The following is a 24662-nucleotide window of genomic DNA, read 5'->3' on the forward strand; positions in this document are numbered from 1 at the left end:
CCGATCCTTTTTAGTCAAAAAGAGTGGGCGGGGCGAACGGCCTCCGGCGCGGACGGGATTTTGGTGGACGCAGTTTACACCCCATCCGGGGTGCGGGCACCAGACGGGGCCAAGGGCAACCCCTGGCCCTGGGGCGACCAGACCACTCCCGGAATCCAGCCCTCCCCGCGCTAAACTCCCCGCATGACCATCACTTCCTGCCAGACCGTGATGATGCGAATGCCCCTGCTGCCCTGAGCGCTTCAGGGCTGGAAGTGAGGTGCGATTTCTCCAGGCTGGAGGACACACCACGCGCCACTTTTTCCGTATCCTGTCACGGTTGTCCGCCCCGCCTCTCATCAGGGCGCCGTGCTTTTCAAGTGCCGGGCGGAAAGGAAGGGAACACCATGACCGACAGCAGCAACGAATTTATCCTCACCACCGCCATCGACTATGCCAACGGCGAGCCGCATATCGGCCACGTCTACGAAAAGATCCTGGGCGACGCCATCGCCCGGTATCAGCGGCTGGCCGGACGAGACGTGACCTTCGTGATGGGCACCGATGAGCACGGCGAAAAGATCAGCAAGGCCGCCGCCAAGGCCGGGGTCACGCCGCAGGAACTGGTGGACGACCTGAGTGACCGCGCCTTCCGGGGACTGTGGGACAGGCTGGAGATCAGCTACGACGCCTTCATCCGCACCACGGCCCAGCGCCACAAGAAGTTCGTGCAGGACGTATTACAGCGCGTGTACGACGCGGGCGACATCTATTTTGCCGAGTACGAGGGCCTGTATTCGGTGGGCGCGGAACGCTACGTGACCGAAAAGGAACTCGTGGAGGGCACGGACGGCGTGCGCCGCTACCCCGGTGACCGCGACGCCCCCGAACTGCGCCGCGAGGCCAACTATTTCTTCAGAATGGAGAAATACCAGGACTGGCTGCTGGACACCCTCAAGGCCAATCCCGGGCTGATTCAGCCTGCCGGATACCGCAACGAGGTGCTGGAAATGCTGTCCGAGCCGATTGGTCCTCTCAGCATCAGCCGCCCGAAAAGCCGCGTGCCATGGGGCATCGAGCTGCCGTGGGACGCCGACCACGTCACGTACGTGTGGTTCGACGCGCTGCTGTCGTACCTGACCCCCTTCGTGGCGAGCGGGCGCGACGCCGCGACGGTCAGCGGGCTGGCCTGGCACGTGATCGGCAAGGACATCCTCAAGCCCCATGCGGTGTTCTGGCCCACCATGCTGAAAGCGGCGGGGCTGCCCCTGTACCGCAAACTGGTGGTGCACAGTCACATCCTGGCTGAGGACGGGCGCAAGATGGGCAAATCGCTGGGCAACGCCATCGACCCGCAACAACTGGTCAGCGACTTCCCGGTGGACGCCATTCGCTACACGCTGCTGCGGGAGGCTTCCCTCGGCGCGGACAGTCCCTACGGTGAGGGCATTCTGGTGTCGCGCCTGAACAGCGATCTGGCCAACGATCTGGGCAACCTGCTGTCCCGCACGGTCAGCATGATCCACAAGTACAGGGGCGGCGTTCTGCCTGCCGCGCACGAGCCGAACGAGCGCGAACGCGAGATCGAGGCGGCGGCCCTCGCCCTGCCCGGACAGATCCTGGGCCTGGTGGATGACCTCAAGATCAACATGGCGATTGAGGCGGCCATGAATTTCGTGCGCGACCTGAACCGCTACCTCGCCGAGAGTGCGCCGTGGAATCTGGCGAAGTCCGAGGAAACGGCCCGCCGCCTGGACACCGTGCTGTATACCGCCGCCGAGGGGCTGCGCGTGGCCTCGGTGTGCCTGGAAGCGGTGATTCCCAGCAAGGCCCGCGAACTGCGCTCTCAGCTGGGGCTGGGCACCCAGACCTACGCCCTGGCCGGGGCCTGGGGCCTGACACCGGCGGGAACCCGCGTGCCGGGCGGGCCGATCCTCTTCCCGAAACCGGAAGTGTCCAAGCCAGAACAGGAAGAGGGCAGGGAAAAGCCGGACAGGCCTCAGAAGACCGTTCAGAAGGAGAAGAAAGTCGTGACCCAGGTTGCCCAGCCCACCGCCCCCGTCGCCAGCGAGACGCCCGCTGAAACCGAGGCCCTGATTTCCATCGAGGACTTCGCGCGCATCGACCTGCGTGTGGCCGAGGTCATCGCCTGCGAGGCGGTGGCGAAGGCTGACAAGTTGCTCAAGCTGACCGTCAGGCTGGGTGAGGAGACGCGCACGGTGGTCAGCGGCATCCGCAAATGGTACGAACCCGAAGCACTGGTGGGGCGCAAGGTGATTCTGGTGGCGAACCTGAAGCCGGCCAAGCTGCGCGGCATCGAGTCTCAGGGCATGATTCTGGCTGCTGAGGACGACGCCGGCAACCTGGATCTGGTGGGCCTCACGCTGGATCTGCCCAGCGGAACGAAGGTGCGCTAGGAGCTGAAACGCAAGCAGCGGAGTGAATTGTCAGCAGGGTCTGTCGGTGGCGTCATCTCACGACTGGCAGACCCCTGTCAGGACCAGCAAGGACGGCGGGGTGCCGTGGGCCCGCAAACGTGGATCCGGGTCAAGACGCTCACGTCCAAAGCCCGCCCCGGCCCTATAGACTGGGTCATATGCCGTTTATCGTGGTTTCGGGACTGTCAGGCAGTGGCAAGAGCACGGTGCTCCGCACGCTGGAGGACGCGGGCTTCTTCACCACCGACAACCTGCCGCCGGAACTGTGGGGGGCCATGCACGACCTCGCGACGGCGCGCGGGCTGGAGCGCGTGGCGATCAGCACCGACGCCCGCACACGGGATTTCCTGGGGGCACTGGAATCCAGCCACGAGCGCCTGACCCGCCGCCGCGAGGACCTGCGGGTGCTGTTTCTGGAGGCCACGGCGGACGTGCTGCTCAGGCGCTACAACCTGACCCGGCGCGAACATCCGCTGGGCGACACGCTGCTGGTGGACTTTGCCCGTGAGCGCGAACTGCTGGCCCCGCTGCGCTCGATTGCCGATACGGTGATCGACACCACCGACCTGAGTGCCAGTGAGCTGTCCGAGCGGGTGCTGAAGCTGTACCGCCTGGAACGCGATTTTCACCTGCGGCTGGTGTCGTTCGGCTTCAAGCATTCGCCCCCGCGCGACGCGGACATGGTGCTGGACGTACGTTCGCTTCCCAATCCCTATTACGACCCGGCCCTGCGCCCGCGCACCGGCCTGGAGAAGGATGTGGCAGACTACGTCTTTCAGAACGAGGACGCCGAGAGGTTTTACGCCGGTCTGCGGGAGTTTATCCGCAATGCCGCCGAGCGGGCGCAGGCCAGCGGGCGGCACGGGTATACCGTGGGCATTGGCTGCACGGGCGGACAGCACCGTAGTGTGGCCGTGACTGAGCGACTGGCCGCTGATCTGAAAGACCTGAATGTGGAGGTAGGCGACCACCGCGACATGCAACTGGAGGCGAGCTGATGTGAGCGGGACGCCTCTCACAAGGCCTGACTGCTCCCCATGGCAGCATGTGCCGACGGCAGTGACCGGGGGGAGCGCATGAGCGATCCTCCCCTGCGGGGTGATCGGCCCCTGGCCCCGGCAGAACGGGCAGGGGCAGTCCGCCGGCGGGCTGTTCAGGGCGGTCAGCACGCCACCCGCCGCGCCCGCGTATGGCTCGCGCCGGGCATGGGGGTCAAACGCTGGCTGGCGCTGTTCATGGTGTGCACGCTGATCGGCGCCGTGGGCTTCCTCCACTTCACCTGGACCGGACCGCTGCATTTTGTCGCCACGCGCTGGATCCTGTACCTGAATGCCCTGACCGAGCCGGGCCTGGTCCCACTGCACATTACCGGGATGGCCGTGATGGGGCTGGCGTTAATCGGGGCGTTTTTCAGCATCGCCATGCTCAACCGCTCCATCCTGAGCGGCACCGGCACGGTCCCCGGAACAGCCATGGACATGATCTACGAGCGGCGCAACCTGTCGCGCGGCGCCCGGATCGTGGCGGTGGGCGGCGGCACCGGGCTGTCGAACCTGCTGTCGGGCCTGCGGCTCTACACCGCCCACACCACCGCCATCGTGACCGTCTCTGACGACGGCGGCAGCAGCGGGCGGCTGCGCGAGTCGCTGGACATGATCGCCCCCGGCGACCTGACCGACTGCTACGCGGCCCTCAGCGACAGTCCGGTCATGGCCCGGCTACTCCTCCACCGCTTTTCACGCGGCGACGGCATCGAGGGCCACACCTTCGGCAACTTAATGCTCGCCACCCTCAGCGAGGAGCAGGGCGGGCTGGCCTCCGCCATGCAGGACATTCACGAGGTCCTACGCATTCGCGGGAAGGTGTTCCCGGCCACCACCGCCCCCGCCACGCTAGTGGCGCATCTCAGTGACGGGCGCACGGTGCGCGGCGAGAGCAAATTTGCCGCGTCGGTGGGCAACGCCCGCATTCTGAAGGTCACGCTGGACCCGCCGAATCTGCCGGCGCTACCCCCAGTGCTGGACGCCATCCGCGACGCCGAGCAGATCGTGCTGGGGCCGGGCAGCCTGTTCACCAGCATCATTCCTGCCCTGCTGGTCCCCGGGATCGCCCACGCCGTGCGTCATTCGGCGGCCCCGCTGATCTACGTCGCCAGCCTGATGACTGAACCCGGCGAGACCGACGGCCTGAGCCTGGAAGACCACATCCGGGCCGTGACCCAGCACCTGGGCCGCACCCCTGACTGCGTGCTGGTCAATAACGCGTCCCTGCCTCCCGAAGTTGCCGAGCGTTACGCAGCGGCTGGGGCCCACCTGCTGGACCTGAATGGAGCCAGCAGCGACCTGATCGCCTGCGCCGTGGTGCTGCCGCTACTGCAACCCGGTCAGGCCCGACATGATCCGGCCGCGCTGGCCCAGGCGCTGCTGACCCAGGCTCCGCGCCGCCGCATGCAGCATTAGCCCTGCGCGCCGCGGCGCTGCTGTCTGGCCCGCACCCGTCTACCCACCGTCCCGCGCCCACGCTCCGGGGCCTGTTACGCTGTTCCCCATGACGGCGCCGCAAGACACAGCAACCAGCATCCGCGAGATGGGCGTGCGGGCCAGGGCCGCGGGCCGCGTGCTGCGCTCCCTGCCCACGGCGCGTAAGGCCCAGGCGCTGCAGGCCATCGCTGCCGAGTTGCGCGCCCGGTCCGGCCAGATTCTGGACGCCAACGGTCAGGACGTGCAGGCCGCGCAACTCTCGGGGCTGCCCGCACACATGATCGCCCGCTTGCGCCTGGACGCCGCCGCGCTGGAAACGGTGGCCGCCGACGTGGAAGCAGTCTCGCGCCTGCCCGATCCGGTGGGCGAGACCACTCCGGCCCAGCCGCAACCCAGCGGCATTCAGGTCTCGCAGAGGCGTGTGCCGCTTGGCGTGCTGGGGGTGATTTACGAGTCGCGCCCCAACGTGACGGTGGACGTGGCCGCCTTGGCGCTGATGAGCGGCAACGCGGTGATCCTGCGCGGCGGCAAGGAAACGGTGCACAGCAACGCGGCGCTGGAGGCGGCCATCCGCGTAGCGCTGGAGGCCGAGGGCCTGCCGGGCGACGCCGTGCAGGTTATCCGCGATCCGGCCCGGGAGCACATGCGTGAACTGCTGCGGCTCGACGATCTGGTGGACGCCATCATCCCGCGCGGAGGGGCCGGGCTGCACCGTTACTGCGTGGAGAACGCCACCGTTCCTGTGATCGTGGGCGGCATCGGCGTGGTCCACATCTACCTGGATGCCAGCTTTACCCATGACCCGGACGATTTACGGCGCGCCGCCGAAATCATCGTGAATGCCAAGGTCCAGAAACCCAGCGCCTGCAACGCCCTGGACACGCTGCTGATTGACCGCGAGGCCCTGGCTGCCCTGCCTGATCTCGCCCGCGCCCTGCTGGAAAACGGGGTGGAACTACGAGCCGATGCCGAGGCGTGGGGGGCGCTGCAGGATGCGGGCATCGTGACCACGCCCGCCGCCGACAGCGACTACGGCACCGAGTTTCTGGCCCTGACGGCCAGCCTCAAGGTTGTGTCGGGCGAAGAGGAGGCCCTGGACTTCATCGCCGCGCATGGCAACCACACCGACGTCATCCTGACGCGCAATGACGCGCAGGCCGAGCGCTTTATCCAGGATGTGGACAGCGCCGCCGTAATCGTCAACGCCAGCCCCCGCTTCAACGATGGCGGCCAGCTGGGCCTGGGCGCAGAAGTCGCCATCAGCACGCAGAAGCTGCACGCCCGGGGGCCGATGGGGTTGCGCGAACTGACCACGACGAAGTGGGTGGTGGTGGGGGAAGGGCAGATCAGGGGCTAAGCGATGCAAGCGCAGATCGCGCGCCCCTCCCTTCCCTCAGACGCCCAGAGGAACGTCCACCCCAAGCTCGGCCAGCACGGTGCGGATTGCCTGCGCGTCAATTCCGGCGCGGGCGTGAACGCTCTCGGCGGTGGCGTGGTCCTGGAATTCGTCCGGAATGCCCAGCGTCCGCACGGGCACGCTCAGGCGCATGCTGTTCAGGGCCTCAAGCACGGCGCTGCCGAAGCCGCCCACCAGCGTGTTGTCCTCCACGGTGACGATCGCGCGCGCAGTGGAAGCCACCTCGCGCAGCATGTCCAGGTCCAGCGGCTTAACGAAGCGGGCGTTGACCACCCCCACGCCGGGCAGATCGTCTGCCGCCGCCTGGGCATACTCGAGGGCCTTGCCGCCCGCCAGGATGACCACGTCCGAGCCGTCCCGGAGCCGGTCCCAGGTGCCCCACTGCAGTTCGGGCCAGGTTCCCTCGGGCACCTTGACCGTGTTGCCGCGCGGATAACGGATGGCGAAGGGGCCATCATGCTCCTGCGCATATTTCAGCATGCCGCGCAGTTCGGAGGCGTCCTTCGGCAACCCGATACGAACGTTGGGGATGCTGCGCAGGTAGCTCAGGTCAAACACGCCGTTGTGAGTCGAGCCGTCCGCGCCCACGATGCCGGCGCGGTCGATGGCGAAGGTCACGTTCAGGTTTTCAATGGCCACGTCATGCAGCACCTGATCGTAGGCGCGTTGCAGGAAGGTCGAGTAGATCGCCACGATGGGCCGCAATCCCTGCAACGCCATCCCGGCGGCGGTGGTCACGGCCACGTCCTCGGCAATGCCCACGTCCAGATAACGGTGCGGATGCGCCTTGCTGTAGCCGACCAGCCCGCTGCCCTCGCGCATAGCCGGGGTGATCACGAAGGTGCGTGGGTCGCGCTTTGCCAGCTCGGTCACAGCGTCGCCAAAGGCCGCGCTCCATGAGTACGCGCTGCTGGCCTTGAAATCCCCGGTTTCGGGATCGAATTTGCCGGGACCGTGCCAGTAGATCGGGTCCGCCTCAGCGTAACTCAGGCCCTTGCCCTTGCGGGTCACCACATGCAGGATCGTGGGGCCGTCCAGATCCACCAGCCGTTCCATCAGCCACACCAGCTCTTGGACATTGTGGCCGTCCACCGGGCCAACGTAGCGCACGCCCATGGTGGCGAAGGGATTGACGCTGGCCGGATCGAAGAAATGGCGGGTGCTGCTTTTGGCGCGGCTCATGAAATCGGCCAGGGGCTTGCTGACAGCCTGGACTGCCTTCTTCCCCGCGTCCTCGCCCTCCTGGAACCACTTCTGAACTTGCAGGCCGCGCATGAATTTGTTGATCGCGCCCACGTTCTCGGAAATGCTCATCTCGTTGTCGTTCAGGACGATCAGCATCTTGCGGCGCAGGTCACCGATGGTGTTCAGGGCGGCCAGCGCCATGCCCCCGGTCAATGACCCGTCACCGATCACGGCGGCCACCTTGTGGTCCTGGCCCAGCGCGTCGCGCGCCATCGCCATCCCCAGCGCGTTCGCCAGGCTGGTGCTGGCGTGCCCCACCGTGATCGCGTCATGCTCGGATTCACTGACCTTGGTAAAGCCGCTCAGGCCGCCCTCTTTTTTCACAGTGTGCATCTGCTCGCGCCGTCCGGTCAGCATCTTGTGGGCATACGCCTGATGGCCGACGTCGAACAGAATCCGGTCACGCGGGCTGTTCAGCACGTAATGCAACGCCACGATCAGGTCGGTCGCGCCCAGCGAGGACGCTAAGTGGAGTCCGCCCACCGAGCAGACCCGCACGATCTCATCGCGCAGTTCCTGGCTCAGCGCGGGCAACTGATCACGCGAGAGTTTCTTGAGGTCTTCCGGGCCATGAATCCGGTCCAGCAGCGGTGTGCCGCGGTACACCAGATCCGTTCGGTCGCGCTCACCTGTCTGTTTGAGTTCGGTCATCAGCGGCCTCCCTTGAAGTTGCGTCCCACGAGCAGCAGTCCCTCGGGCGTGCGGACCTCGCCCACAAACGGCGTGAACCACAGCTGTTGCGTGGCCGGGAACAGACCGCCCACCGTATCACTGACCTGACGGGTCACCACCCAGACCTCGAAGGTTCCGGCGGGCGTGTCCTGCTGCCGCTTTTCCTGAACGGTGTAGCTGTAGTTGAGCGTGCCCTGCACCTGCACCTGCCCGTCGTCCCCGCTGATGGCGATGTTGCTCTGACCCTGCCAGGTCAGCCCCACCTTCCAGGCATTTTCTGCCGGGTATTCCAGCCACGGCGGGTCCAGACGCACATTCACGCCGGGTTTTCGCAAGCCCAGCAACTTGACTCCTTCCCCCGAGAAGGTCCGGTACCACGTCTGGTCCGCGCCGCGCCCGGTCAGTTGCAGCGCCTGCACGGTCTGTCCGGCGTAGATGCTCGGGCCCAGCGCGCGCAGCACGTACGGCACGCTGGCGGTGGGTTCACCTTCAGGCAGGTAGGACCAGGTCAGTCCAGCCTGACTGGGGTAGAACGACACCGTGTTGACAGGCGTGCTGGTCTGCACCGTGGGTGCCGGGCCGGTGGTCCGGGGGGTACAGGCACTCAGGCCCAGCAGCAGGGCTGGGCCCAGAGCGAGAAGGAAGGTGGGACGCATGATCCCCAGAGTAACGCGACCCATGAGGCGCATTCTGTCAGTTAAGCGAAAGTCACGCGTCCTGCTTTTGGGGGAGGTCAACGAGAAAGGCCGTATGGGACGTCGGCCAGGGCGACCACTCAAAGCAGGATTGATGCTGCGGTATGAAGGCTCTCTCTGTTCATCTCAACTTTTGATTCGGCAGTCATGTTCACCGAGAAGGGGCCGCAGGCTTCACGCCCCGGCCCCTTCTCCCCTTTCCAGCCTCAATTAGATCAGGCTGAGCTGATCCCCGTCTGCGATGTGCCCCAGATGCTCCGGCAGGCCACGCGGGTGGTCCATCACGATCTGCTCGGCCTTGTAGCTGCTGCGAACCAGCGGCCCCGACACGATTTCCAGGAAGCCCAGCTTCATGCCTTCCTCGCGGATTTCGTTAAATTCGGCGGGCGACACGTAACGCTCCACAGGCAGGTGGTGCATGGTGGGCCGCAGATACTGCCCGAAGGTCAACACATCCACCCCTGCCGCGCGGCAGTCGAGCATGGTCTGGGTGATTTCCTCGCGCGTCTCGCCCAGCCCCAGCATGATGGACGTTTTGGTGATCACGTCCGGACGGGCCCGTTTGGCGTGGGCCAGCACCGCCAGCGTCTGGTCATAGTCGGCGCGGATGTCGCGCACCGGGTGGGTCAGGCGGCGCACGGTCTCGATGTTCTGGGCGTAGGTGTCTACGCCGCTCTCCAGGACCAGATCGACGCAGTGGGTGTTGCCGCTGAAATCAGGTGTCAGCGCCTCCACACGGGTTTCGGGATTCAGTTTCTTGATGGCCGCTACCGTCTTGGCGAAGTGGTACGCGCCGCCGTCAGGCAGGTCGTCGCGGTCCACCGAGGTCAGCACCACGTATTTCAGGCCCATCAGTTGCACGCTCTCGGCCACACCCTGCGGCTCGTCCAGATCCAACTTACCCATCGGGTTGCCGGTGTCCACGGCGCAGAAGCGACAGCCGCGCGTGCAGATGTGGCCCATTAGCATGAAGGTGGCGGTGCCACGTGACCAGCACTCGCCGATGTTGGGGCACATCGCTTCCTCACAGACCGTGTGCAGGCGGTGTTCCTTGACGATCTTACGGACCTCGCCGAAAACCTGCCCGGTGGGGATGGTGACTTTGAGCCACTCCGGCTTCTTCTCGCGCACGGGCACGCTGTCCTTGCGGTAGATGCCGTTCTTGATGAACTTGGCCTGTTTTTCAGTGCTCTGATCATTCTGGGTCATGAATTAGCTCCCCGCTCCGGCAAATTCCGGCAACGTCCAGTCGTAATGTTCAAAAGTGGTGGAAAAAGCGTCGGACAGCGCCTGACGGGCCGCGGCCATGTCAGGACTCTGGCCCAGACCGCGCAGTTCATATTCACGTTCCACGCTGGTCATCTGCGTTCCGCTCAGGCCACACGGCACGATCAATTCAAAGTGCTGCAGATTGGTGGTCACGTTCAGCGCCAGCCCGTGCAGCGCCACATTCTTCTGCACCGCCACCCCGAAGGAGGCGATCTTCTGATCGTAGCTCAGGCCGTTGACCTCGCGCGGATCGACGTAAACGCCCGCGTAGCCAGGATTGGGGCGGGCGTCGGGCAGGCCCAGGGTCTGGAGCGCCGCGATGGTGGCGGCCTCCAGCAGCCGCAGGAAGTCCTGCACGCGCCGCCCCACCGGGAAGATCGCGTAGGCCACCAGTTGACCGGGGCCGTGGTAGGTCACGTCACCGCCACGCTCGACTTCCAGCACCTCGATGTCCTGATCGAGCAAGTACTCGCGCGTCACGATGATATTGCTGCCCTCGCGCGCCTTGCGGCCCAGCGTCAGGACGGGGGGGTGTTCCACCAGGAGCAGCGCGGGTCTGCCCCCAGCAGCCACCCGCGCGTGGTGCTCCCTTTGCAGCGCCCAGGCGTCGCGGTACGGCACGCGGCCCAGATCCAGAATGTCGAATACGGCGGCCTTCATAGCCTGGATTGTACGCCCGGCCCGCCAGGATTCACCGTGTCCTGCGCTGAATTGCGCCCGGTATTGACCACGTTCCGTGGTGAATCTGCGCCCTCAGGCTGGTTGGGGTCCTCTCTGGAGTGTCCAGCTTGCCAGGACATATATTCTCTGGACGATGCCCAAACTCGTTATTCCCACCAGCCGCTACAAACAGAGCTTTCTCGAGGCCGTGCGTGAGGTCCAAGCTTCCGGCAGCGGCCTGGGCGACACCCTGAAGTGGGACGCGGCCCAGATGGAAGCCGACTTCGACCGCGCGCTGACGGAGTTGCGCCGCTACGAGCCGGGCAACGAACTGCCCGACGGCTTCGTGAACTCCGAACCCCTGTGGCTGGTGGAAGGCGAGGCGTACCTGGGCCGCGCGAGCCTGCGCCACACCCTCAATGCCAGCTTGCGCGAATTCGGCGGCCACATTGGCTACGAGATACGGCCCTCGGCGCGGCGCCAGGGCCACGGCAGGACCATCCTGCGGCTGACGCTGGAGCGGGCGCGGGAACTGGGTCTGGAGCGCGTGCTCGTGACCTGCGACACCGACAACCTCGGTTCCCGTGGAGTCATTGAGGGCAATGGCGGCGTCCTGGAGGGCGAATTCGTACTGGACTACCATCCAAAACCGCTGCGGCGCTACTGGATCACGCTTTAACTCAGACCCGAGATGGCGTTTCGTTCAACGCAGCCTCGTCGCGCAGTTCCCCGGCCCGGTCTCTCATCTCGTGGGCCAGCCCTTCGAGCGCCTCGGCCTTTTCTGCGCCCGACGCACCCGTGTCACCCATATGATCGGCCACCGCCTTGCCGATCTGGGTCAGCGCGTCCACCTGCTGCCCTGCCGCGTCATCCAGTTCGCTGATGCGCTCCACGATCTGTTCGCCCGCGGCGGTCAGGGCCTGAATCTCCTCCTCGATACTGACCCGCCGGATCTCATTCAGACGCTGCTGGTGGTCATTCAGCAGCGCTTCGAGCTGCGCGGCCTGTTCCAGCGTCTGGGTCTGCGCCTGCGCCGTGCCGATGATGGTCGTCAGAGCTTCAAGTTGCCCGTTGACCCGTTCATGAATGGCCTGCAAGCGGGAAACGTTGAGGTCATTGAGGGGCGTGCGCGCCACGTCCTCCAGTGCCAGCCCGATCAGGGCGTTCAGTGCCTGCGCCGCAGTCACCTGCTGCTCGCCGTTTTCCACGATGTCCAGCAGAGCCTGCGCCTGTCCGCCGCGCTCCTCCGCAGTGGCCCCCAGGGGCAGGGTACGAATCTGCTCGGCGGTCAGGTAAATGACCTGGCGCAGGGCGTCGGTGGCCGCCAGCCCCTGCTGCCCGGTGCGGATGATGTCTTCGAGCATGCTGCTCTGCGCCCACCCTGCCGCGCCGACATGTTCACGGGCGCGTACCTCCGAGATCCGGCGGCGCTGGAAATGCGCTGCCTGCTGGGCAGTGGTCAGAAGTTCGTCCCGTTTTTCCCGACCTGAATTCACGGTTGGCCCGGCAGGGTCAGTGGAGCGCACCTGCACAGAAACATTGAGGAGATCATGCGAGTCACATGAGCAAGTCTGGTGTATGCCTGCCAGCGCGAAGGTAATGTACACACCGCTTGCCGTCTTCACCTGACGTCACGTATACTCCCAAGGTTCGGCCCGGCTGTCAGCGTGCAGCCGAGGTCCGTATCTGGTGAAAGAACGTCTCTGCCAGTTCCTGCCCGACGCGGGCTGAGAACGCTGGAACGTGGGGCGGTCCGCTGACCTAAGGAGCCTGCAATGAGCAACATCAAAGTGAACCGTGGCGCGATTCTGCGCGCCGTCGAGCAGCCGCACATCAAGACGGACCACCCCGATTTCCGCCCTGGCGACACCGTCCGCGTGGAAACCAAAGTGGTGGAAGGCAACCGCACCCGCAACCAGGCCTTTGAAGGCGTGGTCATCGCCCTGAACGGCGCGGGCAGCCGCCGCAGCTTCACCGTCCGCAAGATCTCCTTCGGTGAGGGCGTGGAGCGCGTGTTCCCCTTCAGCAGCCCGCTGCTCGCCAAGGTCAGCGTGCTGGAGCGCGGCAAGGTGCGCCGCGCCAAGCTGTACTACCTGCGCGATCTGCGCGGCAAGGCCGCCCGCATCAAGAGCGACCGCAGCCGCGTGATGAAGGACGCCGAGGCCAGCAAGAGCGCCAGGGCCAGCAAGCAGGCTGCCGATCAGGCCGCCGAAGCCGCTACCGCCCAGGCCGCCGTACCAGAAGCAACCCCCGACACCCAGGGCGAATAAACCCGGAGCCTGACGTCAGGCCGCCTGTCCTTTGTGACAGGCGGTTTTGAATTGGCGCGTGGAGCCTTCCGGAAGCAGGCCGCCCGGGGCAGACAGGGTTGCACCGACTTCTCGCCACAAGTCGCGAGGGGACCAAAAACAATGTTGGGAGAGAAAAACAACGGGTCCGTGCCTCTCAGCCTGGACCCGTTGTTTTCCTCCCGCTCTATGTGGCTTGCCGCCTGCTTCAACACCTGACTGCCCTAGGTGAACAGGGTGCTGACGCTCGCGCCAGTATGGATATTGGCAATCGCGTTGGCAAACAGCGGGGCCACGTCCAGCACGGCCAGCTTGCCGCCCGCTGCCTCGATCTTGTTCGGGGAGACGTAGACAGTGTTGCAACTGGCGACCTGGGTCACGTCCAGCCCCGCGATACGCTGGATGGCCGGCCCGCTGTAGACGCCGTGGGTGACGGCCACGTATACGTCCCTGGCTCCCATGTTGCGGGCGATATTGACCGTCTCCACCAGGCTTCCGGCCGTGCTGATCTCGTCATCCACGATGAACACGGTCTTACCGTCCACCTCGCCGATCAGGGCGCGCGGTACCACTTCGGTGTCTGAGACGCGCTCCTTGTCGATCATCGCCAGGCCACAGTCCAGCAGACGCGAGATGCGGCTGGCCCGCTTGATGCTGCCCGCGTCGGGGGCCAGCACCACACCCTCGTGGGCGCTGGGCACACAGCTCCGGAAGTGCTCGGAGAGCACGATGTCCGCCGACAGGTGATCGACTGGCACCTTGAAAAAGCCGTGAACCTGCGGGCTGTGCAGGGTCATGGTGAGCACCCGGTCCGCGCCGGCCTCCTGGATCAGATCGGCCACCAGTCGGCCCGCAATCGAGATGCGGGGACTGTCCTTCTTGTCGCTGCGGGCATAGCTGTAGTACGGAATCACAGCGGTCACGCGTCCGGCGCTGGCACTCTTGGCGGCGTCGATCATCAGCAGCAATTCCATGATCGAGTCGCTGACCGGGGTGCTGAAGGTCTGCACGATGAACACGTCGGCCTCGCGCAACGACTGCTCGTAATGCACGATCAGGTTGTCGTTGGTGAACTTCTCTGTGGTGCTGTGGCCCAGCGGCACCCCCAGGTTGTCGCAGATGGCCTGCGCCAGGGGGCGGTTGCTCTGGCCGGAAAAGACCATCAGGGGCGAGCGGCGACTTTCCAGCAGAACAGCAGGTGGGCGTGACGGGACAGACAAGGGGACATCCTCCAGGGATTGAGAGCTGGGCTACAGGGAGCGGCGCAAATCGCCCGAAGCATACCCGCCGCAGATGGGGGATGTCATGGGCTGGTGAAGTCCCCGGCGTGGGAACAGACACGGCGCGGCAGAGTGTCCGGTTGATTTGGACATCAGGCCACCGCAGACACACGCACTAGCATGCCCCCATGACTGTAGACGCCGTGATCGTCGGCGCGGGCCAGGGTGGTCTGTCAGCGGCCCTGACCCTGGCCCGCGCCGGACTGCGGGTGCAGGTGCTCGAAGCCCATGAAACCGTGGGCGGCGGCATGCGCAGCCTGCCACTCACGCTTCCCGGCTTCGTGCACGACTACGGCAGCGCCATCCACCCGCTGACGGCCGCCAGCCCCGCCTTCCGCAAGTGGCCGTTGCACGCCTTCGGCCTGGACTGGGTCCACCCCGACGCGCCCGTCACGCATCCACTGGGGCGCGGGTCGGTCACGCTGGAGCGCAACCTGGAGGCCACCGCCGACGCCCTGGGCGTGGATGGCGCCACCTGGACAGCCCTGATGCGTCCGCTCCTGAACGACTGGGAGGGCCTGCTGCACGACATCCTCCGCCCACTGCCGCGCGTGCCGTCGCATTTCTTCACGCTGGCGCGCTTTGGCATCCGGGGGTTGCCGCCCGCCCAAGGACTGGGCAAGCTGCTGTTCCGCACGCCGCAGGCCCGCGCGCTGTGGGGCGGGCTGGCCGCGCACAGCGTGCTGCCCTTCTCGGCTCCGGGCACCTCGGCCATGACGCTGGTGCTGGCGCTGCTGGCGCACGCGGTGGGCTGGCCCTTTCCGCGTGGTGGGGCGCAGGCCATTCCGGACGCCATGCGCGCGTATCTGGAATTTCTGGGGGGTGAGGTCATCACGGGCGTACACGTGACTTCCGCCGCCGACCTCCCCCCTGCCCGCGTGACGCTGGTGGACAGCAGCCCCGCCGTGTTGCTCGATCTGCTGGGTGACCGTGCCCCCAACTCCTACCGCGCCGCGCTGAAGAGCTACCGTTACGGCCCCGGCATTCAGAAACTGGACTACGCCCTGGGTGGCCCGGTGCCATGGACAGACCCGCGTGTGGCGCGTGGCGCAACCGTGCATCTCGGCGGCACGCTGGACGAGGTGGCCCGTTCAGAGGCCGCCGCCCCCACCCACGTCGCGGAGCGGCCCTACGTCCTGGCCGCCCAGCACACCCTGTTTGACGCCAGCCGAGCGCCCATCGGACAGCACACCTTCTGGGCCTACTCGCACGTTCCCAATGGCAGCGACGAGGATATTGGCCGCCGCATGGAGGAGCAGATTGAACGCTATGCGCCGGGCTTCGGCGATCTGGTGCTGGCCCGTCACCGCACCACCGCCCCCATGCTCCAGTCCTACAGCCCGGTGTTCGGCGGCGGCGACGTGAACGGCGGCAAGGGCGATCTGTGGGGACTGCTGGCCCGACCGGTGCTGGGTTCCACCCCATACCGTACCCCGGTCAGAGGCTTTTACCTGTGTTCCAGCAGCACGCCCCCAGGCGGCGGCATTCACGGGATGGCCGGCTATCACGCCGCGCTGGCCGCCCTAAAGGACGAGTTCGGGATTCAGGATTCGGAGGACTGAAAAGAGCGGTCTAGCCTCAGCTGACTTTGGCGGCTCCTGACGATGGCACGCGGTCAGGCGAAGGCGCTTCAGAAAGCCTGGTCCAGCACAGGTCAAATGGGCGAGGAGATGGGAGGAACCGGGCTTTAGCCTCCGCGTGGGCGGCTCAGCGCAGTCAGATCCTCCAGCAGGATGGCCGCCGCTTTCTCGCCGCTTTCCATGGCGCCCTGGATGCCGCTCATGGAGGTGGCTTCCGAGGCCAGCAGGACGCCGGGCAGATTCGTGGCATGACCAGGCAGCGTGGCGGCGTAACCGGGCGGCTGCGGATACTGCGCGTGTGGGATCCGCTCCACGGCCAGCGTCCGCAACCCCGCCACTGCCGCCCCGCCGTACCACGTTTCCAGCTCGCGGCGCACGCTGGCATCCAGCCCGGCGTCATCCTCCGGGGGCAGGCCCAGCACCGTCACTGTCAGCAGATGTTGCCCGGGCGGCACCCGTCCCGGCAGAACGTTGCTCAGCCACTGGGCGTTGTTGATCAGGCCTGTCTCGGCATTCAGCAGCAGCCGGGGCTGGTCATCGACCCGGCGTTCCGAGGCGTAATACAGGTACGTGCTGCCCAGGCTCCCACGTGAAACGTCCTGGCCCAGCAAGGCCGCCGCCGTGTTCGGATCAGTGGCGACGATCACGCTGCGGGCGTCCAACTCACCGTTCGAGGTCTGCAGCGTGACGTGTGACCCATGCGCCCTCAGACCGGTGACGCGCACGCCGACCTGAATGTCCAGCCCTGCGGCCAACTGGGCCGGAATGGCGCCCATGCCCGCGCGGGGCAGGGCCGCGCCGCCGTCGATCAGCATGCGGAAGTAATAGCGGAACAGCCGCGCGGAGGTGTCCAGGTCTCGCCGCAGGAAGATCCCGCCGAAGAAGGGGCGGAAAAAGTTGGTCAGGGCCGCCTCGCTGAAACCCTGCCCCCGCAGGTAGCTCTCGGTGGTCTCATCGGGGCCAGCCAGCAGGGTGTGCGGGGGCAGGGTCAGCACTTCCAGGGCCAGTTTGCCCACCCGCAGCTTGTCATCCACACCCAGCACGCCCGTCGTCAGGGTGCTGGGCAGCGCCGCCAGATCGCGCCGGGGGTCGCCCAGCACGTCCTCTCGCTCGCCACGCCGCACCGCGGCCGATGGGGCAATGGCCACCAGATCGAGAGCATTCAGATCGAGGTGACGTTTCACCGCCGGGTAACTGGGAAACAGCACCTGATACCCGGCGTCCAGCGTGAAGCCGTCCAGCACGCGTGAGCGCACCCGCCCGCCCACTGCGCCGGAGGCCTCCAGCACCCGCACCCGCCGCCCGGCCCGGCTCAAGATTCGCGCCGACGTCAGCCCCGCGAGGCCCGCGCCCACCACCACTGTGTCGTGCATGGGCAACAGGGTACGGGAAAACCGCTGCGGCGGACCGAAAGAAAAGCCCCAGCCAATGCCGGGGCTTTTCTTGTGTCCCTCCCTCGCTGTTCAGTCCGTTGCCTGGGCCCTGCGCTGGTTCTCACCCTTCGCCGCCAGTTGTGTCTGGCGGTCCAGCAAGGGGCGCTCGGGCAGCAGCAGCGCAGTGATGAAGGCCAGCGCCACCAGAATGGCCGACACCAGGAAGACCTCGTCAATCGCGCCCACCATGACATTCCTCAGGGCCGCCGTGATCTGGGCCAGCAGTTCCGGCTGCCCCAGCTTCTGCAACGCCCCGCCCAGTTGCGCGCTGGCCTCCGGGCTGGTGAGCAGGTTGGGGCTGGCGATGGCCTCCTGCAAAGGCGCGGGCAGGGTCCGGGCGGCAGCGGGAAGCTGCGCGCCCAGCTTGCCTGCCAGCTGCGCGTTGACCAGCGCCCCGAACAGGCTGACCGCCAGCGTGCCGCCAATCTGCCGGAAGAACTGGTTGCCGCTGGTGGCACTGCCCAGCTTCTCGCGGGGGGAGGCGTTCTGCACGGCCAGGGTGAGCTGGCTGTTGACCGGCCCCAGGCCAATGCCCAGCAAGACCATGGTGCCCACCGCCAGCCAGATCGGGGTGCTCAGGCTCAGGGTGGAGGCCAGCACCAAGGCGGCGGCGGCCACGAAAGCCCCGGCGACGATCAGTTTCTTGTAGCGCCCGGTCCGGCTCACCAGCTGGCCCGACAGCGTGCTGGTCAGGATCATGCCGCCCATCAGCGGCGCCAGGGCCAGACCGCTACCCGACGCAGAGCTGCCCCGCACGCCCTGCATGTACAGCGGCAGGTACAGGATCGCGGCGTACATGCCCGCGCTCACCAGGAAGCCCGCCAGCGAGGCAGTCGCGATGCCCCGGTCCTTCAGCAGCCCCAGATCGAGAATGGGCTGCGCCTGACGGTTGCTGTGGAAGGCGTAGCCCACGCCCAGCACCAGCGCCCCGGCCAGCAGGCCCAGAATGGGGGCGCTGGTCCAGGCATACGTGCCTCCGCCCCAGGACATCGCCAGCGTCAGCGTGGTAACCGCGCCGGCCAGCAGCGTGGCCCCCAGGGTGTCAAAGCTGCGGCCCGTGCCAGGGAGCTGTGCGGGCTTGGGCAAGCGGAAGAAGCGCCAGATGAAGTACGCCGCCAGCAGCGCGAAGGGCAGGTTGACGAAGAACACGCTCCGCCAGCCCAGGTGATCGGTCAGGAAGCCGCCCACCAATGGCCCCACCACGGAGCTCACGCCCCACACGGCGCCCGTGTAACCCTGGTACCGCCCACGCTCGATGGGCGTGAAGAGGTCTGCAATGGCCGTGAAGCTCATTGCCATCAGGGTGCCGCCGCCGATGCCCTGCACGGCCCGCAGGATGATCAGTTGCTCCATGCTGTGCGCGAAGCCCAGACCCACGCTGCCCAGCGCAAACACCGCGATGCCCAGCAGAATCAGCGGGCGGCGGCCCACGCGGTCACTGATGGTGCCCACCACCGGAATGGTGATGGTGGTGGCCAGCGAGTACGCCGTGAAGGCCCAGGCGTACAGGTGAAAGCCGCCGAGATCGCTGATCACGCGCGGCATGGCACTGCCCACCACGGTCAGGTTGAGGCTGGCCAGAAAGAGGACGGTCAGGATGCCGACAAAGGCCATTACCTTGTCGCGCTCATTGAGGCCGGAGTGGTTCTGAACCGGTGGACTCGTCACTGGGGTACTCATGCGTTGACCTCTTCGGCGGTTGAATGTTCGGACTGGGCCTGTGCAGACCGCGGTTCTTCAGGCAGGGGGGCGTTCAGGGCGTCGTGCAGATCCTGCATGGCCTTCAGGGCGGCGTGAACCCGCTGGGGCGGCAGGTGGCCGAAGTGCGAGGCGACGATCGCCTGTCCCGTCTCGCGGGTGCGGGCGCGGGTGGCCTCGCCCTGGGGCGTCAACCGCAACTGGAAGCAGCGCAGATCGGCCGGATCGCTGACCCGTTCCACTAGGCCCGCCGCCACCTGTTTGGACACGATGCGCGTCACCGTGGGGGCGGGCAGATTCTGCTTGCTGGCAATCCGGCCCGGTGTCTGTGCTCCGTCCATGATGGACGCCAGCACCAGCAGTTCCTTGGTGTTGAGCCCCAGCGCGGTGGCCAGCGGCTCGTCCAGCGCCTGCCGGAAGCGCCGCGACAGCCGCAGGGTCAGGCGGATTAGGTCATACAGCTCGGTGCTCTGCAATTCTGAAGAGGGGGAAGGAGGTAGATTCATTTCATCTGGAAGTATTTCAGATGAAAGAGAATGGGGCAAGCATATTCTGTCCCTTGGCGGGGAACATGATGGAAGCCCCAAGGCCGGCGGTTAGGGGTTAGGGGGAGAGGATCCGCACCCCGGCGACCCCGTCCAGTTGCTCGGTCAGCCACGCGCCGCGCGTCAGATGGGCTTCGAGCACGTCCGGCAGCCACGGCAAGCAGTCGCCCGGCAGGGCATTGGGAGCGAACCAGCCCACTTCCGAAGTGTGATCTAGCGGTGTCGGTGCGCCGGCCCACACGTGGGTCAGGAACAGGAAGTCGGTGCCCTGCATTCCATCAATGTCGAAGCGGGACACCCCCAGAGGCCTCAGAGAGTCAGGCTCCACCCGCAGCCCCAGTTCTTCCTGCACCTCGCGCACGGCGGCCGACATCAGTGCCTCGCCGCGTTCCACGCGTCCGCCCGGCAGACCCCACAGCCCGCTCATGTAGCCGGTGCCGTCGCGGCGGCCCAGCAGCACGCGCCCGGATTCGTCCTGCACGACAAGCCAGACGATCAGATAAAAGGTAGCGGTCATGGCGCAGTCTAGGCACGGGGCAGGGGTGCGAAATCCGGCGGAGGCTCGCCCCCCTCATCCTTGAGCGTCACCCCACTGAGTTCCCGGCGTAGCGCTTGCCGGATCAGATGTGCCAGCCGCCACGCGGCCACCCGCACACTCAGCCCCGCCGGGCGAATGTTGGACACACAGTTGCGGGCAGAGTCACGCGTCAGCAGCTGGGGAGCGAAGGTCAAGTAGGCGCCCAGGCTGTCCGGGCTGCTCAGTCCGGGGCGTTCGCCGATCAGAACCAGGACGAGTCTTGCGCCCAGGGCCAGCGCCACCGGGTCCCCCAGGGCCACCCGTGCCTGCCGGGCCAGGACGACGGGACCGACGCTCAGGCCTGCCGAGCGCAGTTCGGGCAGGAGCAGCGCCAGCAGAGGCGGCACATGCGCCAGCGCCCCCGCCGAGAGGCCATCGGCCACGACAACCACGACATCGCTGGCGACTTGCCCTTCCAGCGCCGCCAGCGATTCGGGGGCCAGCGTGCGCCCCAGATCAGGGCGGCGCAGGTATTCGGCACGGTCTGCGGCACGGCTGTGCACGTTCAGAACCACCTCTCCACGGGCGGAAAGGACTGCAGCCAGGGTCTCAAAATCGGCGGGAGCGTGAACCGCGTCCCGCGCCGCCGCGTGCGCGGCATTGAATCTCAGGAGTTCCCGTGTCGGCAGCGAGGTTCCTGCCCGGCCCAGCGCGATGCGGGCGTCGGTGAAGTGCCTTAGCGAGGACCACGGAGTCAGATCGTCCGGGTTCAGGCCGTCCGTCATCCGCCCAGCCTCGCCGTCGCCATCAGCTCGCGCAGTTGCGCCCGGCCCGGCAGCGTCAACCCTCCATCCTGGCTCAGCCCTGCGGATTCCAGCCACGCGGCGAACTCTGGCGCGGGGGGGCGGTCAAACATCCGGCGCAGGTACCACGCGTCGTGAAAGCTGGTGCTCTGATAGTTCAGCATGATGTCGTCGGCCCCCGGTACACCCATGATGAACGTCACGCCCGCCGCGCCCAGCAGGGTCAGCAGGGTGTCGGTGTCATCGCCATCGGCCTCGGCGTGGTTGGTGTAGCAGATGTCGCAACCCATCGGCAGACCCAGCAGCTTGCCGCAGAAATGATCCTCCAGCCCCGCCCGGATGATCTGTTTGCCGTCATAGAGGTATTCGGGGCCGATAAAGCCAACCACCGTGTTGACCAGCAGCGGGCGGTAGCGCCGCGCCACCGCGTAGGCGCGGGCCTCCAGCGTGCCCTGATCGACACCGTGGTGCGCGTCCGCCGACAGCGCGCTGCCCTGCCCCGTCTCGAAGTACATCACGTTGTCGCCGAAACCGCCGTCCAGTGCCGCACCACGCCGCAAGGCCAGCGCCGCCGCGTGCGCCGTATCCAGCAGGTCCAGATTGATGCCGAACCCGCTGTTGGCCGCCTGCGTCCCCGCCACGCTCTGAAACACCAGATCCACCGGAGCGCCGCGCTCCAGCGCCTCCAGCGTGTTGGTCACGTGGGTCAGCACGCAGCTCTGCGTAGGCACGCCCGTCCGCTGGCGGAACTCGTCCAGCAAGCTCAGCAGGTCCACGCAACTGTCCACGCTGTCCAGCGCGGGATTGACCCCGATCACCGCGTCGCCGCAGCCGAACATCAGGCCATCCAGAGTGCTGGCCAGAATGCCGCGCGGATCGTCAGTGGGGTGGTTGGGCTGCAGGCGCGTACTGAAGCGTCCACGCAACCCCAGCGTGGTGCGAAAGCGCGTGATGACCTCCACCTTGGAAGCGACCAACACCAGATCCTGCACCCGCATCAGTTTGCTGACGGCGGCCACCATCTCCGGTGTCAGGCCGGGGGCTAGGGCCGAGAGCACTTGCGGGGTGGCCTCGTCGCCCAGCAGCCAGTCCCGGAATTCACCCACGCTCAGGTTCGAGACGGGCGAGAAGGCCGCCGCGTCGTGGCTGTCCACGATCAGGCGCGTCACCTCGTCGGCCTCGTAGGGAATGAGGAGTTCCTCTAAAAAGAGACTTAGGGGCAGGTCGGCCAAGAGCTGGCGTGCCGCCTCGCGCTCCTGGGCGCTGCCCGCCGCCAGCCCCGCCAGTTCATCGCCGGCTTTGGCTGGACTGGCACAGGCCATCACCCGCCTCAGATCGGGGAAGCTGAAGTGCGAGTGACCCAGCGTCAGGTGGTACGTGGGCGGCTCCGGCACGAGGAGAGGGGCATGCACCAGTTTAAGGGGACGGGAGAGGCGGGGATGGGCGTGCGCCCTCCAGCCCCAGCCATACACAGCAGCTTCCGGAACCTTGTCGGTCCCCAGATCCCCCCTGTGCCCCCAATTCAACGGCTGGTCAGCCAGAAAGTATTAGTGAATAATGGCTCAGAAATGAAAAAAATGATGAAGATGGTCCTTTCCACGGCGGTAGCCGGCCTCCTGACTTCGGCGCTGGCCACCGCTGTGGTGTCCGAATCCAATCTGACTGGCCTCAAGCTCCCCAAAGGCGCGATCGAAGTGACCGATCAGAAGGCCATCGCGGACATGGCCGAATACATCGAGGAAGTGGCCGGTGGCATGGGGGGCACTTGCGAATACTCGGAGTTCTTGGTGTGGTTGGACAGCGATCCGGATGCCATCGCCGATGCGCTGGGCCAGACCATTGTGGCGGCCAAATTCAAGATTGAAGACATCGATGCCGGCGAGATTTCCAAGGGCAGCACCTATGAGGAATTCTCCATGGTCAGCAGCAAGGAGAAGTACGCCGCCGTCTGGGTGGACAGCCCCGACAGCGTGGTTCTGGGCTGGTGCAACGTCGTGAAGTGATTCAGTTGGGGCGACAGGAGGGCCAGCGTGGGAAACCGCGTCTGGCCCTTTTTATGTTCTGGTGATTCGCTCCCGGCGACAGCGGGGACTGGCATGGGGAAGGTTCATGGGTCTGCCCCTCAGGGCCACATGCCCACAGCTCCGCGACGGTGTAAGCGCAACGCTCTCAAGCAATTGCCGCCCCGATCTTCTGCAGGAACGCTCAGGTTCCCGGTCTGTTTCCTCGCCCAGCCGCCACTCCGGTGACCAGCACCACCGCCGTCATGACCAGCAGGAACAGCAACGGCACCTGCCAGTCGCCCGTCCAGTCATGCAGCGCCCCGAAGATAAAAGGGCCGGAGGCCGCTAGGGCGTAGCCGAAGCCCTGGGCCATCGCCGAGAGTTGGGGCACCTGCGCCACGTGGGCGGCCCGCACCGCAATGAACATCAGCGCCAGCGGAAACATGCTGCCCGCGCCCGCGCCCATCATGAACAGCCACGGCAGCGGCGTCAGCGGAGACAGCAGCAGGCCCGCGATTCCCGCCCCACTGAGCAGCGCCGTGCCCACCGCCAGTGGGACCAACAGCCGGGGCCGCGCCGCCAGGACCGGCACTGCCAGCGTGAAGGGCAGTTGCACCACGTTGGCAAAGGCCAGCAGCAGCCCGGCCTGCGCCGCCGTGAAGCCCTCATCCTGCAAGACCTTGGGCAACCACGTCAGCCACGTGAAGAACACCAGAGATTGAAAGCCCATGTACAGCGTCACCGACAGAGCGTAGGGGTTGCGCCACACTGACGGCCCTTCCTTCGCGGGCGCGCGAGCGTGCGTCTGCCGCCCGGAGACCGTGGGAAGCCACGCCAGCACCCCCAGCACCGCCAGCCCGATCCACACGCCCACTGATGAGCGCCACGCGCCGCCCAGCGCAGTCATTAGCGGCACGGCCACGCCCGAGGCCAGCGCCGCGCCGCCCACCACCGCCAGGGTGTACAGCCCAGTCATGAGACCCACGCGCGTGGGGTAATCGCGCCGGATCAGGCTGGGCAGCAGCACATTGTTCAGGGCGATGCCCGCTCCCACCAGCACCGTGCCGGTCAGGATGATGGGCAGCGTCGCCCCGAGCCGCAGCACGCTCCCCAGGCCGATCACGGCGGTGGACCACAGGATGATGGTCTCGTTGCTGTAGCGGCGGCTCAGCAGCGGCGCAAGCGGGGCCAGCACGCCCCAGCACAGCAGCGGCAGGGTGGTCAGCAGGCTCAGGGTGGCCGCACTGACCCCCAGCTCGGCCTGGATCTGCGACAGCAGCGGCCCGAACCCGGCAATGGGCGGACGCAGATTGAGCGCCACCACAACCAGCCCCAGGATCAGCAGCGGGGCGGCGATGGGTTTGCGCTGCTTCGTGGTCCCCCGTGTCCCGTCCAACGGCTCGGGGGCAGCGAGATCAGGACGGCTCATGTGCCAAACCTAGCGCGTCCACTCACCACTGCGGCTGCGCCAGTCAACAGGCATGAAGATCACAACCCAGGGCAAGGCACGCTCAGGGCTGGGCAACTCTGCTACCTTGGCCCTGCGTCACCGGGGGTGCCTGCCGTTTACGGGCGGGCTGAGAAATACCCCAACGAACCTGATCCGGGTCATACCGGCGGAGGGAGCGTGACCGGACAGCCTCAGAGGATCTGCGGATCT

At 66.5% G+C, this 24662-nt stretch carries 21 protein-coding genes and 1 riboswitch; of the genes, 8 read left to right on the forward strand and 13 right to left on the reverse strand.

The genetic code is table 11. The annotated features are described in order from the left end of the window. Positions 1 to 386: 386 nt before the first annotated feature. The 4 genes from metG to HNQ08_RS11160 all read left to right on the forward strand — a co-directional run bounded on the left by metG (position 387) and on the right by HNQ08_RS11160 (position 6254). Positions 387 to 2396 carry a methionine--tRNA ligase gene (metG, locus tag HNQ08_RS11145; RefSeq protein ID WP_184131660.1) on the forward strand — a complete coding sequence of 670 codons (2010 nt, stop codon included), beginning with the start codon at positions 387 to 389 and terminating at the stop codon, positions 2394 to 2396. Between the two features lie 179 nt (positions 2397 to 2575). Next, positions 2576 to 3415, forward strand: a complete 840-nt coding sequence (rapZ, locus tag HNQ08_RS11150) for an RNase adapter RapZ (RefSeq protein WP_184131663.1) — start codon at positions 2576 to 2578, stop codon at positions 3413 to 3415. 78 nt (positions 3416 to 3493) lie between these two features. After that, positions 3494 to 4876: a gluconeogenesis factor YvcK family protein gene (locus HNQ08_RS11155; RefSeq protein WP_229789967.1), complete on the forward strand. Its 1383-nt coding sequence runs from the start codon at positions 3494 to 3496 to the stop codon at positions 4874 to 4876. 88 nt (positions 4877 to 4964) lie between these two features. Then, the gene (locus HNQ08_RS11160) at positions 4965 to 6254 is read left to right on the forward strand and encodes a glutamate-5-semialdehyde dehydrogenase (RefSeq protein ID WP_184131666.1); all 1290 of its coding nucleotides are present in this window, start codon (positions 4965 to 4967) and stop codon (positions 6252 to 6254) included. 36 nt (positions 6255 to 6290) lie between these two features. On the opposite strand, the gene dxs is transcribed toward HNQ08_RS11160, so the two are convergent. The 4 genes from dxs to lipB all read right to left on the reverse strand — a co-directional run bounded on the left by dxs (position 6291) and on the right by lipB (position 10855). Beyond that, positions 6291 to 8210, reverse strand: coding sequence for a 1-deoxy-D-xylulose-5-phosphate synthase (gene dxs, locus HNQ08_RS11165; protein ID WP_184131669.1), 1920 nt, complete (start codon positions 8208 to 8210; stop codon positions 6291 to 6293). Continuing rightward, positions 8210 to 8887 carry a hypothetical protein gene (locus HNQ08_RS11170; RefSeq protein WP_184131672.1) on the reverse strand — a complete coding sequence of 226 codons (678 nt, stop codon included), beginning with the start codon at positions 8885 to 8887 and terminating at the stop codon, positions 8210 to 8212. Before HNQ08_RS11170 ends, dxs begins: the two co-directional genes overlap by 1 nt. 249 nt (positions 8888 to 9136) lie before the next feature. Beyond that, positions 9137 to 10135, reverse strand: a complete 999-nt coding sequence (lipA, locus tag HNQ08_RS11175; protein WP_184131675.1) for a lipoyl synthase — start codon at positions 10133 to 10135, stop codon at positions 9137 to 9139. Positions 10136 to 10138: 3 nt separating this feature from the next. Further along, a complete protein-coding gene (gene lipB, locus HNQ08_RS11180) occupies positions 10139 to 10855 on the reverse strand; it encodes a lipoyl(octanoyl) transferase LipB (protein WP_184131678.1) in 717 nt (238 codons plus the stop codon). A gap of 154 nt (positions 10856 to 11009) precedes the next feature. Here lipB and HNQ08_RS11185 point away from each other — a divergent pair, with 154 nt between their 5' ends. Further along, complete coding sequence (locus HNQ08_RS11185) at positions 11010 to 11534, forward strand: GNAT family N-acetyltransferase (RefSeq protein WP_184131681.1); 525 nt, start codon at positions 11010 to 11012, stop codon at positions 11532 to 11534. A gap of 1 nt (position 11535) precedes the next feature. On the opposite strand, the gene HNQ08_RS11190 is transcribed toward HNQ08_RS11185, so the two are convergent. After that, a complete protein-coding gene (locus HNQ08_RS11190; RefSeq protein WP_229789959.1) occupies positions 11536 to 12480 on the reverse strand; it encodes a hypothetical protein in 945 nt (314 codons plus the stop codon). A gap of 150 nt (positions 12481 to 12630) precedes the next feature. On the opposite strand from HNQ08_RS11190, the gene rplS reads away from it, so the two are divergent. Beyond that, a complete protein-coding gene (gene rplS, locus HNQ08_RS11195) occupies positions 12631 to 13125 on the forward strand; it encodes a 50S ribosomal protein L19 (RefSeq protein ID WP_184131684.1) in 495 nt (164 codons plus the stop codon). 242 nt (positions 13126 to 13367) lie between these two features. Here rplS and HNQ08_RS11200 read toward each other — a convergent pair whose 3' ends face one another. Then, positions 13368 to 14363 carry a ribose-phosphate diphosphokinase gene (locus HNQ08_RS11200; protein ID WP_425321344.1) on the reverse strand — a complete coding sequence of 332 codons (996 nt, stop codon included), beginning with the start codon at positions 14361 to 14363 and terminating at the stop codon, positions 13368 to 13370. A 188-nt stretch (positions 14364 to 14551) separates the two neighbouring features. On the opposite strand from HNQ08_RS11200, the gene HNQ08_RS11205 reads away from it, so the two are divergent. Then, positions 14552 to 15985, forward strand: a complete 1434-nt coding sequence (locus HNQ08_RS11205) for a phytoene desaturase family protein (RefSeq protein WP_184131687.1) — start codon at positions 14552 to 14554, stop codon at positions 15983 to 15985. Positions 15986 to 16110: 125 nt separating this feature from the next. Here the strand turns inward: HNQ08_RS11205 and HNQ08_RS11210 are convergent, their stop codons facing one another. From HNQ08_RS11210 to HNQ08_RS11235, 6 genes are all read right to left on the reverse strand, one after another. Beyond that, the gene (locus HNQ08_RS11210) at positions 16111 to 17376 is read right to left on the reverse strand and encodes an NAD(P)/FAD-dependent oxidoreductase (RefSeq protein ID WP_184131689.1); all 1266 of its coding nucleotides are present in this window, start codon (positions 17374 to 17376) and stop codon (positions 16111 to 16113) included. A 90-nt stretch (positions 17377 to 17466) separates the two neighbouring features. Continuing rightward, positions 17467 to 19116: an MDR family MFS transporter gene (locus HNQ08_RS11215; RefSeq protein ID WP_184131692.1), complete on the reverse strand. Its 1650-nt coding sequence runs from the start codon at positions 19114 to 19116 to the stop codon at positions 17467 to 17469. Further along, on the reverse strand, positions 19113 to 19640 hold the full coding sequence (locus HNQ08_RS11220) for a MarR family winged helix-turn-helix transcriptional regulator (RefSeq protein WP_184131695.1): 528 nt from the start codon (positions 19638 to 19640) through the stop codon (positions 19113 to 19115). Before HNQ08_RS11220 ends, HNQ08_RS11215 begins: the two co-directional genes overlap by 4 nt. Before the next feature lie 97 nt (positions 19641 to 19737). Further along, the gene (locus HNQ08_RS11225) at positions 19738 to 20196 is read right to left on the reverse strand and encodes an NUDIX domain-containing protein (protein ID WP_184131699.1); all 459 of its coding nucleotides are present in this window, start codon (positions 20194 to 20196) and stop codon (positions 19738 to 19740) included. Between the two features lie 8 nt (positions 20197 to 20204). After that, complete coding sequence (gene eutC, locus HNQ08_RS11230) at positions 20205 to 20981, reverse strand: ethanolamine ammonia-lyase subunit EutC (protein ID WP_184131702.1); 777 nt, start codon at positions 20979 to 20981, stop codon at positions 20205 to 20207. Beyond that, complete coding sequence (locus HNQ08_RS11235; RefSeq protein WP_229789958.1) at positions 20978 to 22411, reverse strand: ethanolamine ammonia-lyase subunit EutB; 1434 nt, start codon at positions 22409 to 22411, stop codon at positions 20978 to 20980. Before HNQ08_RS11235 ends, eutC begins: the two co-directional genes overlap by 4 nt. Before the next feature lie 156 nt (positions 22412 to 22567). Here HNQ08_RS11235 and HNQ08_RS11240 point away from each other — a divergent pair, with 156 nt between their 5' ends. Then, positions 22568 to 23002, forward strand: coding sequence for a hypothetical protein (locus HNQ08_RS11240; protein ID WP_184131705.1), 435 nt, complete (start codon positions 22568 to 22570; stop codon positions 23000 to 23002). A 202-nt stretch (positions 23003 to 23204) separates the two neighbouring features. On the opposite strand, the gene HNQ08_RS11245 is transcribed toward HNQ08_RS11240, so the two are convergent. After that, positions 23205 to 24431 (reverse strand): CynX/NimT family MFS transporter, encoded by a 1227-nt coding sequence (locus HNQ08_RS11245; protein ID WP_184131709.1) that lies wholly within the window; start codon positions 24429 to 24431, stop codon positions 23205 to 23207. A gap of 112 nt (positions 24432 to 24543) precedes the next feature. Next, a riboswitch (TPP riboswitch) is annotated at positions 24544 to 24645 on the forward strand. Positions 24646 to 24662 lie beyond the last annotated feature (17 nt).

This window comes from Deinococcus humi (genome assembly GCF_014201875.1).
Classification (GTDB): domain Bacteria; phylum Deinococcota; class Deinococci; order Deinococcales; family Deinococcaceae; genus Deinococcus; species Deinococcus humi.

Bases quoted from the DNA above. Each gene is read 5' to 3' on its own strand.
- metG (WP_184131660.1), top strand. From the start codon at position 387: ATGACCGACAGCAGCAACGAATTTATCCTCACCACCGCCATCGACTAT.
- rapZ (WP_184131663.1), top strand. From the start codon at position 2,576: ATGCCGTTTATCGTGGTTTCGGGACTGTCAGGCAGTGGCAAGAGCACG.
- HNQ08_RS11155 (WP_229789967.1), top strand. From the start codon at position 3,494: ATGAGCGATCCTCCCCTGCGGGGTGATCGGCCCCTGGCCCCGGCAGAA.
- HNQ08_RS11160 (WP_184131666.1), top strand. From the start codon at position 4,965: ATGACGGCGCCGCAAGACACAGCAACCAGCATCCGCGAGATGGGCGTG.
- dxs (WP_184131669.1), bottom strand. From the start codon at position 8,210: ATGACCGAACTCAAACAGACAGGTGAGCGCGACCGAACGGATCTGGTG.
- HNQ08_RS11170 (WP_184131672.1), bottom strand. From the start codon at position 8,887: ATGCGTCCCACCTTCCTTCTCGCTCTGGGCCCAGCCCTGCTGCTGGGC.
- lipA (WP_184131675.1), bottom strand. From the start codon at position 10,135: ATGACCCAGAATGATCAGAGCACTGAAAAACAGGCCAAGTTCATCAAG.
- lipB (WP_184131678.1), bottom strand. From the start codon at position 10,855: ATGAAGGCCGCCGTATTCGACATTCTGGATCTGGGCCGCGTGCCGTAC.
- HNQ08_RS11185 (WP_184131681.1), top strand. From the start codon at position 11,010: ATGCCCAAACTCGTTATTCCCACCAGCCGCTACAAACAGAGCTTTCTC.
- rplS (WP_184131684.1), top strand. From the start codon at position 12,631: ATGAGCAACATCAAAGTGAACCGTGGCGCGATTCTGCGCGCCGTCGAG.
- HNQ08_RS11205 (WP_184131687.1), top strand. From the start codon at position 14,552: ATGACTGTAGACGCCGTGATCGTCGGCGCGGGCCAGGGTGGTCTGTCA.
- HNQ08_RS11210 (WP_184131689.1), bottom strand. From the start codon at position 17,376: ATGCACGACACAGTGGTGGTGGGCGCGGGCCTCGCGGGGCTGACGTCG.
- HNQ08_RS11215 (WP_184131692.1), bottom strand. From the start codon at position 19,116: ATGAGTACCCCAGTGACGAGTCCACCGGTTCAGAACCACTCCGGCCTC.
- HNQ08_RS11220 (WP_184131695.1), bottom strand. From the start codon at position 19,640: ATGAATCTACCTCCTTCCCCCTCTTCAGAATTGCAGAGCACCGAGCTG.
- HNQ08_RS11225 (WP_184131699.1), bottom strand. From the start codon at position 20,196: ATGACCGCTACCTTTTATCTGATCGTCTGGCTTGTCGTGCAGGACGAA.
- eutC (WP_184131702.1), bottom strand. From the start codon at position 20,981: ATGACGGACGGCCTGAACCCGGACGATCTGACTCCGTGGTCCTCGCTA.
- HNQ08_RS11240 (WP_184131705.1), top strand. From the start codon at position 22,568: ATGAAAAAAATGATGAAGATGGTCCTTTCCACGGCGGTAGCCGGCCTC.
- HNQ08_RS11245 (WP_184131709.1), bottom strand. From the start codon at position 24,431: ATGAGCCGTCCTGATCTCGCTGCCCCCGAGCCGTTGGACGGGACACGG.